Origin of the sequence: Chitinophaga sp. (assembly GCF_039596135.1) — a bacterium.
Taxonomy (GTDB): Bacteria; Bacteroidota; Bacteroidia; order Chitinophagales; family Chitinophagaceae; genus Chitinophaga.
In genome coordinates this window covers 1-16,605 of record NZ_JBCNKH010000014.1, presented here as the reverse complement: position 1 = coordinate 16,605, position 16,605 = coordinate 1, and the positions used below count along the sequence as shown (strand labels likewise).

At 46.4% G+C, this 16,605-nt stretch carries 13 protein-coding genes; 8 read left to right on the top strand and 5 right to left on the bottom strand.

Going from position 1 to position 16,605, the window contains the following annotated elements; translation table 11 throughout:
• Positions 1-69 precede the first annotated feature (69 nt).
• Together fdhD and ABDW16_RS11570 are read left to right on the top strand one after the other, a co-directional pair.
• Complete coding sequence (gene fdhD, locus ABDW16_RS11575) at positions 70-870, top strand: formate dehydrogenase accessory sulfurtransferase FdhD (protein ID WP_343669891.1); 801 nt, start codon at positions 70-72, stop codon at positions 868-870.
• Positions 867-3,167: an FdhF/YdeP family oxidoreductase gene (locus ABDW16_RS11570; protein ID WP_343669890.1), complete on the top strand. Its 2,301-nt coding sequence runs from the start codon at positions 867-869 to the stop codon at positions 3,165-3,167. Before fdhD ends, ABDW16_RS11570 begins: the two co-directional genes overlap by 4 nt.
• Here ABDW16_RS11570 and ABDW16_RS11565 read toward each other — a convergent pair.
• Together ABDW16_RS11565 and ABDW16_RS11560 are read right to left on the bottom strand one after the other, a co-directional pair.
• The gene (locus ABDW16_RS11565; RefSeq protein WP_343669889.1) at positions 3,153-5,003 is read right to left on the bottom strand and encodes a hypothetical protein; all 1,851 of its coding nucleotides are present in this window, start codon (positions 5,001-5,003) and stop codon (positions 3,153-3,155) included. The two genes, ABDW16_RS11570 and ABDW16_RS11565, sit on opposite strands and share 15 nt — an antisense overlap.
• A gap of 212 nt (positions 5,004-5,215) precedes the next feature.
• On the bottom strand, positions 5,216-5,977 hold the full coding sequence (locus ABDW16_RS11560) for a DUF695 domain-containing protein (protein WP_343669888.1): 762 nt from the start codon (positions 5,975-5,977) through the stop codon (positions 5,216-5,218).
• 147 nt (positions 5,978-6,124) lie between these two features.
• Between ABDW16_RS11560 and ABDW16_RS11555 the strand changes: the two genes are divergently transcribed.
• The gene (locus ABDW16_RS11555) at positions 6,125-8,590 is read left to right on the top strand and encodes an outer membrane beta-barrel family protein (RefSeq protein WP_343669887.1); all 2,466 of its coding nucleotides are present in this window, start codon (positions 6,125-6,127) and stop codon (positions 8,588-8,590) included.
• A 107-nt stretch (positions 8,591-8,697) separates the two neighbouring features.
• The gene (locus ABDW16_RS11550) at positions 8,698-9,174 is read left to right on the top strand and encodes an acyl-CoA thioesterase (protein WP_343669886.1); all 477 of its coding nucleotides are present in this window, start codon (positions 8,698-8,700) and stop codon (positions 9,172-9,174) included.
• 1 nt (position 9,175) lies between these two features.
• On the opposite strand, the gene ABDW16_RS11545 is transcribed toward ABDW16_RS11550, so the two are convergent.
• Both ABDW16_RS11545 and ABDW16_RS11540 read right to left on the bottom strand, forming a co-directional pair.
• A complete protein-coding gene (locus tag ABDW16_RS11545; protein ID WP_343669885.1) occupies positions 9,176-10,942 on the bottom strand; it encodes an ABC transporter transmembrane domain-containing protein in 1,767 nt (588 codons plus the stop codon).
• A gap of 193 nt (positions 10,943-11,135) precedes the next feature.
• Complete coding sequence (locus tag ABDW16_RS11540) at positions 11,136-11,381, bottom strand: hypothetical protein (protein ID WP_343669884.1); 246 nt, start codon at positions 11,379-11,381, stop codon at positions 11,136-11,138.
• Positions 11,382-11,813: 432 nt separating this feature from the next.
• On the opposite strand from ABDW16_RS11540, the gene ABDW16_RS11535 reads away from it, so the two are divergent.
• From ABDW16_RS11535 to nfi, 3 genes are read left to right on the top strand one after another with little or no spacing between them, the layout of a single operon-like run.
• On the top strand, positions 11,814-12,482 hold the full coding sequence (locus ABDW16_RS11535; protein ID WP_343669883.1) for an MgtC/SapB family protein: 669 nt from the start codon (positions 11,814-11,816) through the stop codon (positions 12,480-12,482).
• A gap of 3 nt (positions 12,483-12,485) precedes the next feature.
• The gene (locus tag ABDW16_RS11530) at positions 12,486-13,691 is read left to right on the top strand and encodes a DUF763 domain-containing protein (RefSeq protein WP_343669882.1); all 1,206 of its coding nucleotides are present in this window, start codon (positions 12,486-12,488) and stop codon (positions 13,689-13,691) included.
• A 5-nt stretch (positions 13,692-13,696) separates the two neighbouring features.
• Positions 13,697-14,368, top strand: a complete 672-nt coding sequence (gene nfi / locus ABDW16_RS11525) for a deoxyribonuclease V (RefSeq protein WP_343669881.1) — start codon at positions 13,697-13,699, stop codon at positions 14,366-14,368.
• A gap of 87 nt (positions 14,369-14,455) precedes the next feature.
• Here the strand turns inward: nfi and ABDW16_RS11520 are convergent, their stop codons facing one another.
• Positions 14,456-16,147 (bottom strand): hypothetical protein, encoded by a 1,692-nt coding sequence (locus tag ABDW16_RS11520; RefSeq protein WP_343669879.1) that lies wholly within the window; start codon positions 16,145-16,147, stop codon positions 14,456-14,458.
• A gap of 241 nt (positions 16,148-16,388) precedes the next feature.
• Here ABDW16_RS11520 and ABDW16_RS11515 point away from each other — a divergent pair.
• On the top strand, positions 16,389-16,605 hold a 217-nt coding region (locus tag ABDW16_RS11515; RefSeq protein ID WP_343669996.1), incomplete at its 3' end, for a UbiA family prenyltransferase.

The window sequence follows — 16,605 nt, the reverse complement described above, 5'->3', positions numbered from 1 at the left end:
TGTACGAAAAAATCGTACCACCCTGAAGGGGCTGGCACAGCAACCATATGATTTGTGTACCTTCGATGCATGTCAAATCCCGCTATATCCTACGCGCACATTACAAGGGTAACGGATACACTTGTCACAGCTACCGAAGATGCCCTGGCTGCCGAGGAACCCCTCGAAATACGCCTGGTGCATAATGGTCAGCAGCAAAGCATTACTGTTACCATGCGATCGCCCGGCCAGGACGAAGAACTCGCTGCCGGCTTTTTATTCACAGAGGGAATCATTACCCGCTACCCGGAAATAAAGACCATTCATTATAATAATAACGTAGCCACCATCACCTTACAACCTGGTATTACGCCCGCCCTGCAACCCGCACAGCGCAATTTCCTTGCAAATGCAAGTTGCGGCGTTTGTGGCAAAACAGACCTGGATGCAATCTTTGCCCCTGTCAAAAAAACAATCACCAACATAAAAGTCCCCGCCGCCATTCTTCATGACCTGCCTGCGCTATTACGTGGTCAGCAAGCGGTATTTGATAATACCGGGGGACTGCATGCAGCTGCGTTATTTGACACAGCAGGGAATTTACTGCATATAAGAGAAGATATCGGCAGGCACAATGCCGTCGATAAGTTGATTGGCGCCGCCTTAAAACAGGAGCTCCCTTTTAGCCAATATGGTTTACTCCTCAGCGGCAGAGCAGGTTTTGAATTAATTCAAAAAGCCGCCGTTGCCGGCATTCCCGTCATTGCTGCCGTAGGCGCACCCAGCAGCCTGGCTGTAAAAATGGCAAAAGAATGGAACATTACCCTGATCGGCTTCTTAAGAGAAGGTCGTTTTAATATCTATCACGGTCAAGAAAAAATCGCTTTATGAAACAACCCAATGCTGAAAATCCGGAAACATTCACAGGACACTTTCGCCTTGGCAAACCCAAAACAGTAGCTGCCGGTCTCCCAGGTGTACTTCATGCCGCCGGGCATATCCTCGCAGAAATGGACGCCATCAGGGGCTTTAAAGCGTTGCATAAACTCAATCAGAAAAATGGTTATGACTGCCCGGGTTGTGCATGGCCGGATCCAGACGATGAGCGGTCAGGTATTGCTGAATATTGTGAAAACGGCGCCAAAGCAGTAGCTGAAGAAGCTACTACTAAACGCCTGGATGCCACCTTCTTCGCTCAAAACAGCGTAGCAGAGCTGGCAGCCCACACCGACTACGAAATAGGTAAAAAGGGGCGTGTGGCCCAACCTATGTACCTTGCAGCAGGCGCCACTCACTATACTCCCATCAGCTGGGACAATGCGTTCGAAAAGATCAGCACACATCTCAACGCCTTGTCCTCCCCCAACGAAGCCATCTTTTATACCTCCGGCCGTACCAGCAATGAAGCGGCTTTCCTATATCAACTATTCGTCAGGGAATTTGGTACAAACAATCTGCCTGACTGTTCGAATATGTGTCATGAATCCAGTGGCGTTGCCCTCGCTGAAGCTGTCGGTATCGGCAAGGGCTCTGTCACACTCGATGACCTATACGAAGCTGACGTAATTTTCATACTGGGTCAAAATCCCGGTACCAATCACCCCCGCATGCTCACCGCCCTGCAAAAGGCAAAAGCAAATGGCGTAACCATCATTTCTGCCAATCCATTAAAAGAAACCGGCCTCCTCGGCTTCATGAATCCGCAAACGGTGAAAGGCATGCTCCACATGGCCAGTCACCTCACAGATATCTACCTGCAGGTAAAGATCAATGGTGACATGGCCCTCTTAAAAGCCATCAACCTATTGCTCTTACAGGAAGAAAACAACCATCCCGGCGCCGTGTTCGACAATGAATTCATCAATAACAACACCAGCGGATACGGAGCCTATATCGCTCATTTACAGGAACAAAACCTGGATCAGTTAGTCAAAGACTGCGGTGTTCCTTTAGAACAAATCCAAAAAGCCGTTAATGCTTTAATACATAAAAAGAAAATCATCGCCTGCTGGGCTATGGGCCTTACCCAGCACAAAAATGCCGTTGATACCATCAGGGAAATCGTGAACCTGTTATTACTAAAGGGCAGCATTGGCAAACCCGGCGCTGGTACCTGCCCCGTTCGCGGTCATAGTAATGTGCAGGGCGATCGTACCGTCGGCATTTTCGAAAGACCTACCCCGGCGCTCTTAGATAAAATACAGGCAGTATACGGTTTCAACCCGCCCCGGGAACATGGCTGGGATGTAGTAGCGGCTATTCGTGCCATGCGGGATGGACAAGGCAAGGTATTCTTTGCCATGGGTGGCAACTTCCTTTCAGCTACCCCCGATACCGTGCAGACAGCCAACGCTTTACGCAATTGTAACCTGACTGTACACGTATCTACTAAACTGAACAGAAGTCACCTGGTGCATGGCAAAGAAGCCATTATCCTGCCCACCCTTGGCCGTAGTGACAAAGACATTGTAAATGGAGAAACACAGTTCGTGACCTGCGAAAACTCCATGGGCGTAGTGCAGATGTCCAAAGGCAACCTGACCCCCATTTCTGACCAGCTGCTCAGTGAACCATTGATCGTATGCCGGCTGGCCATGGCGACTTTAAAAGACCGAACCGTAGTGGACTGGCCGCTATACGCCCGGCACTATGATTATATCCGCGACGACCTGGAAAGAGTGATCCCCGGGTTTAATAATTATAACCAACGGGTACGGCATCCCGGTGGCTTCTATTTGCCAAACGGCGCCCGCGAGGGAAAATACAATACCGCCAACCAGAAAGCGAACTTCAACGTAGCCCCTGTGACGCGGTATGACCTGGCAGCTGATGAGCTCATGATGATGACCATCCGGAGCCACGACCAGTTCAATACCACTATTTATGGTCTTGATGACCGGTACAGGGGTATTTACCAGGAGCGGCGTGTGATACTGATGAACGAAGCGGATGCGGCGAAGCAACGGCTAAAAGGTGGAGATAAGGTGGACTTATACAATTATTTCGGGGGAGTAGAACGGGTGGTCAGGAACTTCCTCGTGGTCCTGTACGACATTCCTGAACGATGTACTGCCACATATTTTCCGGAGGCAAATGCACTTGTACCATTAGATAGTGTGGCTGATAAAAGTAATACACCTACTTCTAAACTGGTGATAATAAAGATAAAAAAATCACCTGAAGTTTAAGAAATCCGGCATCTTCAAGGTAAAGATATCGAACCTGAAATCGACGGTAGTAGTGATTTCAAAGTAGATCCTATTTACAGGGTAAGGAGCGTTCGGAAAATAGTTGGCATCGATCATCAGGGTATTAATAGGCAGGTTTTCATTTTTGATCTTACAACCAAGACCTATCCCACCATAAATTGGGTTCTTAAAGAGGTTATTGCTATTGAGGGTCAGCTGTGTTGCCTGCAGGGTGGTATACAGGTTGAACTTAAAGCCCAGTATTCGCAGGGGACTGTAATATACCGTTTCGGATCTTAAATTCATGCGCTGATAGCCGGCCAGTGGTACACCTTTATATCCATAGATCCCGTATTCCATATTCATACTCAGGGGTTTATAAAAATATGGATTGAGGTTACCCAGGTAGTCAAAGTAAGTGAATTCCCTCAGGCGGCCACCACCCAGGCGAAATGCACGGCTATAGTATTCCAATTTGGCATGAATGACAGCATCCTCTGTCCGCCCATTCTGGTAAAAGCTCCCTATCCCGAACTGGGCATTAAAAATACCCTTCATCTTCGTGGCCCAAAACTTCTGTGTTTCAATACCAGCATATGCCCGGGTACGCCCTTTCCAGGTTTCCCAGCCGGAGGTAAAGCTTGCACTGTAGCCCAGGGGAATATCCTCTGTTCTGCCAAAGCCAAAGAAATGGGTGGATTTGAAGAACTCATTTCGGAATACAATGGCCTGGGCCAGGTAATACCGGTGATTATTATAGACAGGGTCGTACTTGTAAATCGGTTGCCAGGGCCTTTTCAGGAAAATCTGGTTGGAATGCCCCAGCAGAATAGCCAGGTTGGGCCGTTGGCTGTTTAAACTATGTTTATCCTGCTTGATCAGGTTATAGCCACCCCATACTTCCAGCAATTCATACCGGTAATCCCTGAAGATAGTATCCGGCCGCTCACGGGCATTGATGGCAAAACTATTTCTCAGGCTGATTCCACCTGCCCAGTCGGCAGACGAGTTGTACAGGGGCCTGTTGATATTGAAATAATAGGCCCCTTCAAACACACCGGAATCCAGGGGATAATAGTTGTTCAGGGTGGTATACCCCAGCGATACGTCGGCAAAAGTGCCCAGGGCATTGTACTTTGTATACCTCAGTTCTGACCCCCACGGCGGGTTGTAACTATTATTCCAGTAGGCGCCCACACGCAGCTCCTGTCCGGCGCCGAACAGGTTATTATTATAGATGGTAGTGCGAACGGCCGAAGTACTGGCTTCCCCGATGTCGATACCATATTCAAACACGTCTTTTGTGACCACCAGCAAATCCAGCGAGTCGCCGGCATTGATAATATACAGGCGGGCATCCTGCATATACGGCCGGCTACGCAGGTAACGCTCGTTGTCTGACATCTCATAAGGGTTCAGGGTATCGCCCGATTTGAAGAACAGGGCCTGCCTGATCACCCATTCTTCCGTATTATAATGAAGGCGGTTAGCGAGTTTGATGAGGCGCATGGAAGTCGTAAACGCCGTATCCCGGATGTTCTGGGGGCCAAATACGTTTACCTTGCGGTAATAGATGTCCCTGATCACCTTTCCGGTAAAAGGCATGAAATACTGTTCACTCTTAATAATACTGCTATCGGTGGTGGGTGGTTCCGGTACATTCTGCCGGGTCATTTTTCGGATCAGGGAGTCCCGGTATTCTTTGTGGCGCAGGGAATCCCTATACTCCGTTACGCGATGGAACCAGCTTTTGGCTGGCGGTTTCGGCTTAAATAATGGAGCGGGTATGGTATCGGCCATTGTGCTACCGTAAGCATGCCGAACGAGTAACGGCATAGTCAGGCAACAGCAAACCAGAAAGTGTAACAATATTTTGTAGCGATTTCCCACTCGTATATTTACTTATATGCCCTTCCTTCGCAAGAGCATACAACACTTGTAACCAAAGATTGTAATCTAAAGAAAAATCCCGAACATGCATGCGCGAAAAAATCGCTTATGCCAAAGACATAAGCGATTTTTCCGGAATACGGACTATCGGAAACAGGTCAACTGCTTACTACCACAGTTTCCCAGCCATTATAATCTGCATTGATGGCTTGCGCCAGTTCGAACAGTAAAAGCACCACAGCATTGATACTGGGTTCATCTGTGCGATCATGCCTGGACACATGCAGGCTATAAGGCCGTTCATCATTGCCACTCAAACTTCGCTGCTGAACGACAAAACCTTCTTTACTGATCTTCTGCCAGTACAGTTCCCTGTCTTCTTCAGTCACGAAATAAATCCAGTGATCAATGTGCCTGGCTTTTTCTTCAATATCCCCATGTTCTTTCAACGTGCGCAGCACCTTGCGGTTCTGGATACGCTGGAACTCTACCTTATCTGGTAGCAGGAAGTCAAAATACAATTCCCAGGAGCGATCTTCCTTTACTCCAAAATCATATTGATAATTTGGAAAGCCGATCATCACGTCAGCTATATGCTTATCATATAATGTGGTGTCGCCGGAATAAAAATAAAAATCTCTTACACCATTGGAAATCGTCCTGCCCACGAAGTGAGCATTCAGGTTTGTTTCCAATCCTTTGACCAGGCTATCCTCAATTTCACCCAACACTTGAAACTCTTCTCCCTGTGGGAACCCATCGGCCCGGGGAGTATTCAAATATACAGACACATAAATAGCATGCGGTTTACTGTTCAGCGGTGCGAATCGCCGTAGGTCGAGGTCTAGCCCTATAATGGCCGGGTGGTCATCTATGTGACAAGTGTATAAATCCCAATCTGGCTGGTAGGCGTTAGACATAAAAATTTGCTATTCGAAAATGTAACGGTCCGGCTGTAAAGATACATCAATCATGTTCGCCATTCATCCATAATCGCAGGAAACTTTTTATAAATCATTTATTTTTAGCTCCAGTTACAGGCTAACATTAGAAAAGTTATTAGGATCATGCACAGATTTGTCTCGTTATGTTTGGGAATGACGCTGTCATTTCTAACGTTTTCTTATGCTCAACAAAACAACCAAAAATCACCTGAAAATGGGTCTGTTCAGGGAAAATTGATGGATGCACAAACCAATGCTCCCATTGAGTATGCTTCCGTCGCTGTATTGCGTGCGGCCGATTCAAGCGTATTGACCGGTATGCTTTCGAAACCAAACGGCGATTTCAGTTTTCCTGAAATTCCTTTGGGAAAGTATTTGCTGAAGGTAAATTTCATTGGGTACACTACCGTTTATAAAGCAATTGGGCTTACTTCAAAAAATAACATTATAGATGTTGGTAATATCAAACTCGGCACTAATGCCAAAGTATTGGCCGCAGTAGAGGTGGTAGGTGAAAAACCTGCTTATACAATGGCAATTGATAAGCGCGTTTTCAATGTGGAAAAAAATATTTCCAGCGTAGGCGGTACTGCTACCGACGTATTGAAACAGGTACCCGCTGTAAGTGTAGACATTGACGGTAATGTCACTGTCAGAAACGGATCTCCTACCATCTTCGTAGACGGCCGCCCTACTACCCTCACCATGGACCAGATTCCTGCAGATGCGATTGCTAATATCGAAGTGATCACCAACCCATCTGCAAAGTACGATGCGGAAGGTGTGAGTGGTATATTAAATATAGTGTTGAAGAAAAACAGGAAGGCAGGTATCAACGGTCAGGTGAACGCAGGTATATCTTCTTTAGGTGGTGCGAATGGTGGTTTCGACTTCAGCATGCGTCGTGAAAAGTTCAACCTCTCTCTTAGTTATAATGTGCGTACCCGTAAAGGTGCTTCAAAAGAACACCTGTTCCGTAAAAACATAGGTACGGATACCACCACCTACCTGGACCAGTATGAGAACGGTGACCAGAGCCGTAAATTCCAGTATGGTCGTATCGGTTTTGACTGGTTCATGGACAACCGCAATACTTTTAGTATCAGTACCAGTATCAACGCGGGCGACTTTCGTGATGATAATAACCTGACCCTCTACAACCTGAATACAGGCAAAGAGCAGGTAAGATATGGCTCCGGTATTGACAATGACAATCACAACTTCCGCAACTATGCCGGCCAGCTGGGGTACAAACATACCTTTGCCAAACAGGGGCATGAGCTGACTGCGGATTTCAATTACAACTACGCCACCAGCGATGATGGTAGTAATTATTCTTTGCAATATTATACTTTGGACCATATTGCAATCGATACACCAACCGCACCAGCTAAGCGATATGCTTATGGTGGCGGGAATACCACCTACGTGACGGGCCAGATCGATTATGTGAATCCACTGTCTGAAACGTCAAAGGTAGAAGCAGGGTTGCGTACCACCAGCCGTATCTTTAATAATACGCTGACTACCATGGGGCTGAACAATGCTACCGGAGACTATGTTTTCGATAGCTCACTCTCGAACAACTATCATTACAGGGAAACCATCAATGCGGGTTACATCAGTTACTCTGGTCAGTTGGGCAACTTTGGTTACATGGGTGGTTTGAGGGGGGAGCAGTCTTATTACAGTGGTGATATGACCAGCACGACCAAAAGTAATTATAAAATCAGCTACCCTATCAGCCTGTTTCCCAGCCTGTTTCTGTCTCAGAAGTTCAAAGGCGATCATGAGCTGCAGCTGAATTACACACGTCGTGTACGTCGCCCGTGGTTCCGTGATCTGCTGCCCAACCTGAATTACAGCGCACAGAGTGCAAGCCGTGGTAACCCGACATTGAAACCGGAGTTTACGAATTCATTTGAGTTTAGTTACCTGAAGGATTTCAACAGAAAGCACAATGTAATGGTATCATTGTATTTCCGTAATACACAGAATGCAATCACTGATTACTCTACTGATACCACTATTACCGTGAATGGTACTGCGCAGAAGGTAGTATTAACTTACCCGGTAAATGCAGATACCAGGAATGCATATGGTGCGGAGTTTACCGTCCGTAACCAGCTTACAACCGACTGGGATGTGACCACGAACCTGAACATGGCGCAAACGAAGATCAATGCTTCCAACCTGTCTAACAACCTGACGAATTCAGGGTTTATCTTCTTTGGAAAGATCAATACTAATTACAAGTTGCCATATAGAACCACCTTACAGGTTACTGGCATCTATGAGTCCAAACAGATTATGGCCCAGGGAGAAAGGGCGGGGAAATATACAGTGGATGCAGCCCTGCGTAAGGAGTTCCTGAAAGACAGGTCACTGGTGGTATCAATGGGTATCAATGATATTTTCAATACAGATCGTAGCATATCTTATACAAACACGGAGTATTCTGAACAGGAATATTATCGCAAGCGTGCCACCCGTGAACTGCGTGTGAATGTATCCTGGAGATTTGGTAAGATTGATGCGGGAAAGAAAAAAGAGAATAAAGGGCAACCTGAAAATAATACTGATTTCTGACAGGCAAGCTTCAGGGATCACTTAGTTTGTAGTTTACAGCGCCTCCAATATTTGGGGGCGCTGCTTTTTTTAATAATGAGTATCTTGCAATGTTCAAATCGCGCACTATGATAGATACAATTAGTAACACAGTGACCCTGCGTTTCCTCGCAGAGCCATCGGATGTGAATTTCGGCGGAAAGGTTCACGGCGGTGCCGTGATGAAATGGATTGACCAGGCAGGATATGCATGTGCAGCAAATTGGAGCGGTCAGTATTGTGTGACCGTGTATGTTGGAGGTATTCGTTTTATCCGCCCTATCCAGATCGGCGACATGGTAGAGATCAATGCAACGGTGATTTATACAGGTAACACCAGTATGCATATCGCCATCAATGTGTCTGCAGGCAATCCCCGCCAGCGTGACAGGATCAAAACTACCCACTGTGTCATGGTGTTCGCTGCCGTAGATGATAGCGGCAAGACGGTGCCGGTACCTAAGTGGCATCCGGAAACGCCTGCCGCTCTTGAAATGGAAGCTTATGCTAAAAAATTGATGGCACTGAGAATGAACATTGAAGAAGAAATGAAACCTTATCTCTAAATCAATGAGTGAACTGCATCTCACTCAGGCTTTTGTATAAGCCGCCATCTACAGTGAGCAGCTCCTGGTGAGTGCCTTGTTCTACAATGCGGCCTTTGTCCAGCACGATAATCTTATCAGCCTGGCGCACAGTGCTTAGCCTGTGGGCAATTACAATAGAGGTACGACCGCACATCAGTTTTTCGAGTGCATCCTGCACCAGCTTTTCTGACTCAGAATCCAGTGCAGACGTAGCTTCGTCCAGTATCAGGATTCTTGGATCTTTTAATACTGCACGGGCAATGGCAATTCTTTGCCGCTGTCCGCCAGATAGTTGTATACCTCTTTCACCTACTACAGTATCCAGCCCTTCGGGAAAGCGTTGTATAAATTCCCACGCATTGGCTTGCTGTGCTGCGGCGATGATTTCGTCTGTGGTAGCCCCCGGTTTGCCATAAGCAATATTTTCGCGGATGGTACCGCCAAAGAGAAATACATCCTGGGGCACGATGGCCATCTGGCTTCTCAATGCAGACAATGGGAAGTCCGCCGCATCCCGGCCATTGAAAGAGATACTGCCGCCGGCCGGTTCGTACAATCTTAATAATAAAGAGACGATGGTACTCTTGCCGGCTCCACTTGGACCTACCAACGCAACCTGCTGATCGGCTTCGATGTCGAAAGTGATATCCTGCAGTACCTCCAGGTCCTCCCTGGAGGGATAGCGGAAAGCGAGGTGATTGAAAGAGATCTCTCCGTTCAGGAGGTCTTTGGGTGCCACGAGTGCACTGTCAGTAATAGGTTCTGCCGGTTCGTCGAGAATTTCCAGCAGGTGCTCGGTAGCGCCCAGGGTCTTTTGAATGGTGGCATATACTTCGGCAAGGCCGGCTACAGATGCACCGATAAAGGTAGAATACAAGACAAATGAGATGAGTAACCCCGGCTGCAGGGTACCCATTGCGATCAATGCAGCACCTCTCCATATCACTGCGACGATCGCTCCAAATACGCCCAGGATCATGAAGGCGGCAAAAGCGCCCCTGTAAGTACCGGTCTTGATACCGGTTTTTGCTACTTCGGTTGTTTTGTGTTGATATCGCCGCATTTCAAAAAACTCATTGGCAAATGCTTTGACATTCAGTATCCCCTGCAGGGTTTCTTCCACAATAGTATTAGCTTCTGCCACCTGGCTCTGTGCCTGTTTGGAATACCTGCGCACTACCCGGCCAAACAGCCAGGCAAGAATCACAATTACCGGCAGGGTACCCAGCATGAGAACAGTCAGCTGGGCAGAGGTATGTACCAGCAATACGATACCGCCTACAATGATAATTACCTGCCTGATAAATTCTGCAACAGTGGTGGTGAATGTTTCCTGTAATAAAGAGATGTCAGAAGAGATCCGGCTCCCCAGTTCTCCCACCCTGCGGTTCAGGAAAAAACTCATGGGCAGGCGGATCAGGTGATTGTACACCTGCTGGCGGAGGGTGGCCAGCGAGCGTTCGGTAACGCGAACAAAGATATTGATCCGGAAGTACCCTAAGATCCCCTGCACTAAGAGTAACCCGATGAGGAGTAAGCCCGTGTGGTTGATAGCGGGAATATTTTTCGAGTGAGTACCATTGTCTACCAGGTCGCCCAATAAACGGGGAAATGCGAGGTTAGATAAACTGGTAATAAATAATAATAGCATGCCTGCGCTGAACATAGGCCAGTAGGGCCTGATGTATTTGTATAAGCGAAAGGTCTTCTTAAAAGATGCTTTTTTAACGTTCTGGTGTTTTTCCATAGCATGTAGACGTACTGTGATATAGGTTATGACGGGGTGGAATGCTAAATATTGTACAAATATGGGAGAAATTTCCAAAACGAAGGCGCCCTGCCAAAGCAGAAGCGCCTATAATCCAAATTCACTTGTATGTATTGTCAATTATGGCCCGCTTCAAAAAATAAATGACGGACGATCCTCCGTCATTTATCATTTATTTAGGCCTTCTGTTTTTAGAGCTATCTTGTGCACCGGTGCCATAGCGTGATGAATCTTCACCCGGATTCGGTGCACCTGCCGGCACATTTGCTGCCGGAACCGTATCAGGGTTAATACCGGTGGTCGACGTATCTACGGTTGTCGTAGTAGAATCTGTATTAGCGTTTTTCCCGTTTCCACACGAAGCGATGAAAGCGCCTCCTATAAATAGTATAATATATACCCAATGACTCTTTTTCATAAAAAAACTTTTACATTACCACGAATATCAATGTATTATGAGGAATTATTTTCCCCATTTAGTAGCGTAAATGCACCAGCTTAGTGCTTAGGTATTGAATCTGGACGGGCAGATGTATCGGCTGGCATAGTCGCTGTATCTGCAGGTACAGTGTTAGTCGTATCTGCCTGCAAAGATGTTCCTGTACTATCGGCAGAACTTGTTTCTCTGCTGCTTCCACAGGCAAATAGAAAGAGGCTGAGAGCTATAGCAAAACAGGCGGTTATACACACTTTACAAATCGCAAGACGAAAAACAATTGCTCGGGTTCCCAGGTCTTTTTTTTGCATTTTCATAATTAACCAGATTATCAGGATGAACAAATAATGTCAAGTACATTCAGATATTTGAAATAATTGTGCCAAGGCACACTTGTTATAATTAGTACAGCTTATGGAAAACACTTTATTTCAATTGGTTGAGTCCACGACGCTACTAAAAGTAGTAGTTTCCTGTCTCACGGGAGCGTTGCTGGGAATGGAACGGGAGTTTCACCACAAGGCGGCGGGTATGCGTACGCTTACACTCATCTGTGTAGGCAGTACACTGTTCACGATTCTCTCGGTGGAGATCGGTTTTCCCAATAGCCCGGATCGTATCGCTTCCAATATTCTTACAGGAGTGGGTTTTATTGGGGCGGGTGTTATTTTCAAGGGTACTTATAGTATTGATGGCATTACGACTGCCGCTACCATCTGGATTGCATCGGCGTTAGGAATTGCAGTGGGTATGAGTCACTACGTGCTGGTGGCTATTTCCCTCATATTGGTGCTACTGGTCCTCCAGGGATTGAAAGTGATTGAAAGGAAGATAGCACGGATCAGGGAAAAGAAGATGGTTTGTATATCTTACGATGCTACTAAGCTGGAAGGACTTGATTTTCATTCCATATTTAAGCAATACCACCTCTCTCATGTACATATGGCAGTGTCCCGTAATCAAAACATTGTTGAAAACCGGTTTGAAATAAAAGGTAGTCCGGAGCATATGAAAGAAATGAGTCATTACCTGCAGAATAATCCCGACATTTGTCAATTCGAAATGCAAACAAATCCATTGTAGATTATGTCACGTGCGTATGCAGATCTTCCCTTACATTATGGGCATGTGCCACCCTGGCTGGCTGCCAGAATGAGCCTGTTGGGCGGCGCAATCATAGAAACCATTGTCGCAGATTATGGTAAGGCGGAGGTATTGAGAAGACTGAGTGATCCCTGCTGGTTCCAGGCGTTGGGATGTGTATTGGGAATGGACTGGCATTCTTCAGGTATTACCACCAGTGTGATGGGCGCTTTGAAAAAAGCATTGAATCCCAGGGCACATGAATTGGGTATTTATATATGTGGTGGGAAAGGGAAGCATTCCCGGCAAACGCCACAAGAACTGTTGCTGATTGCTGACAAAACCGGGTTGCCGGGGCATGAGTTAGTTAAACATAGTAAACTGGCTGCCAAAGTTGATAATACCGCCCTGCAGGATGGGTTTCAATTATATCTCCATTCCTTTATTGTATCTGACCAGGGTGACTGGGCGGTGGTACAGCAGGGTATGAATGATAGCAATGGTATGGCCCGGCGGTATCACTGGCACTCAGCAGTGGTTCGTAGTTTTACAGAAACACCCCATTCGTTTATATATGGTAAAAACCAGGGGCAGATCCTGAATCTTACTGACAAGGCAGCAATGCCCACAAAGGATGGATTGCTGGAACTGGTAAAAACTTCGCCGGGGCAATTGCTTCCGGAGATTCGCAGAATTACGATGCCTTCGCATCATGATGTGCGGGGTGAGAATGTAGATCTGAAGCGATTAGGTGCAGTGCTGGCAGTGGCACATGAAAGACAGGTGCTTGATTTTGAGACCTTATTACTGATGGAGGGCGTGGGTCCGAGAACATTGCAGTCACTGACACTGGTAAGTGAGGTGATTCATGGTACGCCTTCCCGGTTTACAGACCCGGCGAGGTTTTCTTTTGCACATGGCGGAAAGGATGGACATCCGTTTCCGGTTCCCCTGAATGTGTATGATGAAACGATCAGTGTGATGCGGGAGGCGGTCAGCAAGGCGAAGATTGGTCAGCATGATAAACAGGAGGCGATCAGGAAATTGTCGGTGTTGTCGCAGCAATTGGAAAAGGAGTTTGTTCCAAATGAACGGTTTGATGAGGTGATTAAGCGGGAGCGGGATGATTCCTGGCGGTATGGAGGGAGAACGGTTTTTGGGAAAGAAAAGCCGCCGGAGAAGAATAACCAGTTAAGTTTATTTGATTAGGCGTTATGACAATTACAGAAGCTACACAGGTTCAAATTGAATTAAGACAAAAAGTTATCATCCAACCCATTGATTACCCGGTAAGTATCATCGCCGGGGCAGATATTTCCTTCAATAAGTTCAGTACGACCGTATATGCCGGAATTGTGCTTTTAAGCTTTCCCGGGATGCAGGTTTTAGGATATAGCCTGGTTAAGAAGGAAGTACATTTTCCATATGTACCGGGGTACCTTGCTTTCAGGGAGGTGCCGGCATTGTTGGATGCCTGGGAGCAGCTGCCTTTTAAACCAGACTTGTTGGTAGTAGATGGTCACGGCATTGCCCATCCTCGTCGGATGGGTATTGCAGCACACTTTGGTGTGGTAGCAGATACGCCGGCGCTGGGATGTACCAAAAAGGTACTGTGCGGCAAGTATGAAGAACCGGGATTGACAAAAGGAAGTTTTACCCCTTTAATTCATAAAGACGAAATTATAGGCGCCGCCCTTAGAACAAAAGATAAGGTAAAACCGGTGTTCGTATCACCTGGTAATAAAATTGACCTGCAGGGGGCAATTAGTATCATTAATCAGTGTGCCGGGAGATATAGATTACCGGAACCTACCCGGCAGGCACATAATGCCGTGAATGAGTTCAGAAAAGGCAATCTGCCGGCTGGTTTTACCCCAGTCCCGTGAGCCGTATAGGCAATAAACGACCTAAAATAGCATATTATACAATACTGGTTATCAATTAAATAACAAATACAGTTTAACAATTAACCTTTATTCTCTCACATACACCTCTATAATCGCATGCGTTGGCCTTCTGGGTGCCAGAAAAACATCCGCCTTTTTATAATGTGCCTCCAGCTCATAACGTAAGGCAAAAGGGAAAAAGTTATTATTTTCCGGCGCATATTCATACAGCACCACATCATAATACCCACTCCGCACCTTTTGGGTAAACACACTTAGCTGTTTATTGAACATTCCCACCCCCAGGTGATACCAGAGCGGGCTATCGCTACCCGTTTCCGGCGTATAAGGCATCTCTACTGCCAGCGGGGTTAACTCAGTCATGTTCAATACTTTAAGATGCCTTTTGTTATTTTTTACTACCGGCATATCCAGCAGCTTACGCATACCTTCCACCGTTTGTGGGGGCATATAAATACCCTGGAAAGCCTTCAAGTCTGAAAACACCCATTTGGAAGTCGGCACATCCGTCGTATCCCATTCGATCATATAGTTATTCCTGGACACCACATTTTCCCCCGTCTTACTCACCATCGGTTCATACGCCGCAAAAGAAGTATCCGCTTTCAGTGCCGGCAGTTTATTCGCCGATTCATCATGTGGCAATAACCGGCTTGTTACCTTATCCAGGTATTTCCAGAAGGTACCTGACCACCATAGCAACACTAACAAGGCTGCGCCTGCAAATGCAGGTTTCCTGCCCAGGTCAATATGCAACTGATCCACTAACCGGGACGCGATAAATGCAAAAGCAAATGCATGGAAGAAGATATTATTATCTGGCGGCGTGTAACTAGTGACCTGAAATATAGCAGATTCTGCCAGGATACCTAAAGTCAGCAGCGTGAACAACATCGCCTGCTTATCCTGCCAGAATGTTTTAAATTGCTTAAAAGCAGGCAGCAGTACAATCACTATCATTACGATATAGAACTTAATCCATTGTGACTGGTACAATACTTCCGATACGATATCATACAGAGATAACCGGCTGTTATGCGGCGCCTGCCCGTGGTTAAACCAATAGCCAAATCCATAGGGAATAAACGGCACAATGAAAATCGCCGCAACTATCCCATAAAAAGTAAGATATAAAGGTACCTCCCATAAGCGCTTCTCGTTTAAGCTGTTATAAGCCAGCAAAGCCAGTGATAGCAACAGCGCCAAACCACCACCATCCTGCTTGGTAAAGAAGGAAAGGAAGGTGAAAAACGCAGCAAGCAGCAAATTCAAAAACCTGATTTTACCCTGCGGTCCCACCAGATAACGGAACAAAAATGCCAGTCCGACTAACTCATATACAATCACCGTCTGGTTGTACCAGGGCCAGAAATTAAAGAAAGAATAAGACAAGACGAACAGCAACACAGACAGCACCCTGATTGCCGGCTTTACATCCAGGCTTTTCAGAATAGAACGAAAAGCGACGCCAGCCAGGATATTCATGAATACCTGTGCCTTGACCAGGGTAATCAGCTTAGCCCCAAAGATCTTAAAGAACAATGCGGGTACGATCCAGAAACCATAACCTAATGGCAACCCAAAATCACGATAAGGAACCTGCCCCTGGGAAATGCGATACGCCCCTTCCCAGGACAAAAAGATATTGACCCGGTATGGTAAGGGCACAAAAAGAGGGAACAATGCCAGGCCGATGATGATTGCTAATTCTGTAATAAAAGCGCCCTTTCGGCTAAACGGAGCATAAGTAGAAGGCATACAAAAACGGGGATAAAAACGAGTGTAAAATTGTATTGAACGGACCAAAAATAGGAGAATTAACCGGAAAATAGCTTTTTTTCACGCAGTTGTTCCATAAACCATCGTATATTGGCACGGTCATAAAGAACTTATCCCCGTGCAATATTTAAAATTATTAAGACCCTCCCATTGGGCAAAGAACCTCTTTTTATACATACCCCTTTTCTTCGCTGGCGAAATTTTCGACATCGCCAAAGTCATGGAAGTGCTCATAGGTTTCTTCGCATTTAGTCTCATCGCCAGTAGTATTTATATTATTAATGATTATAATGATGTTGAGGCAGACCGTCGGCATCCTGTCAAGTGTAAACGGCCCATTGCCTCCGGGGCTGTCTCCAAACCGATGGCGCTCGTATTCTTTGTACTTTGCCTGGCTATTGGAGGTTTGCTGGCCTGGTATGTAAAACCAAAGTTCC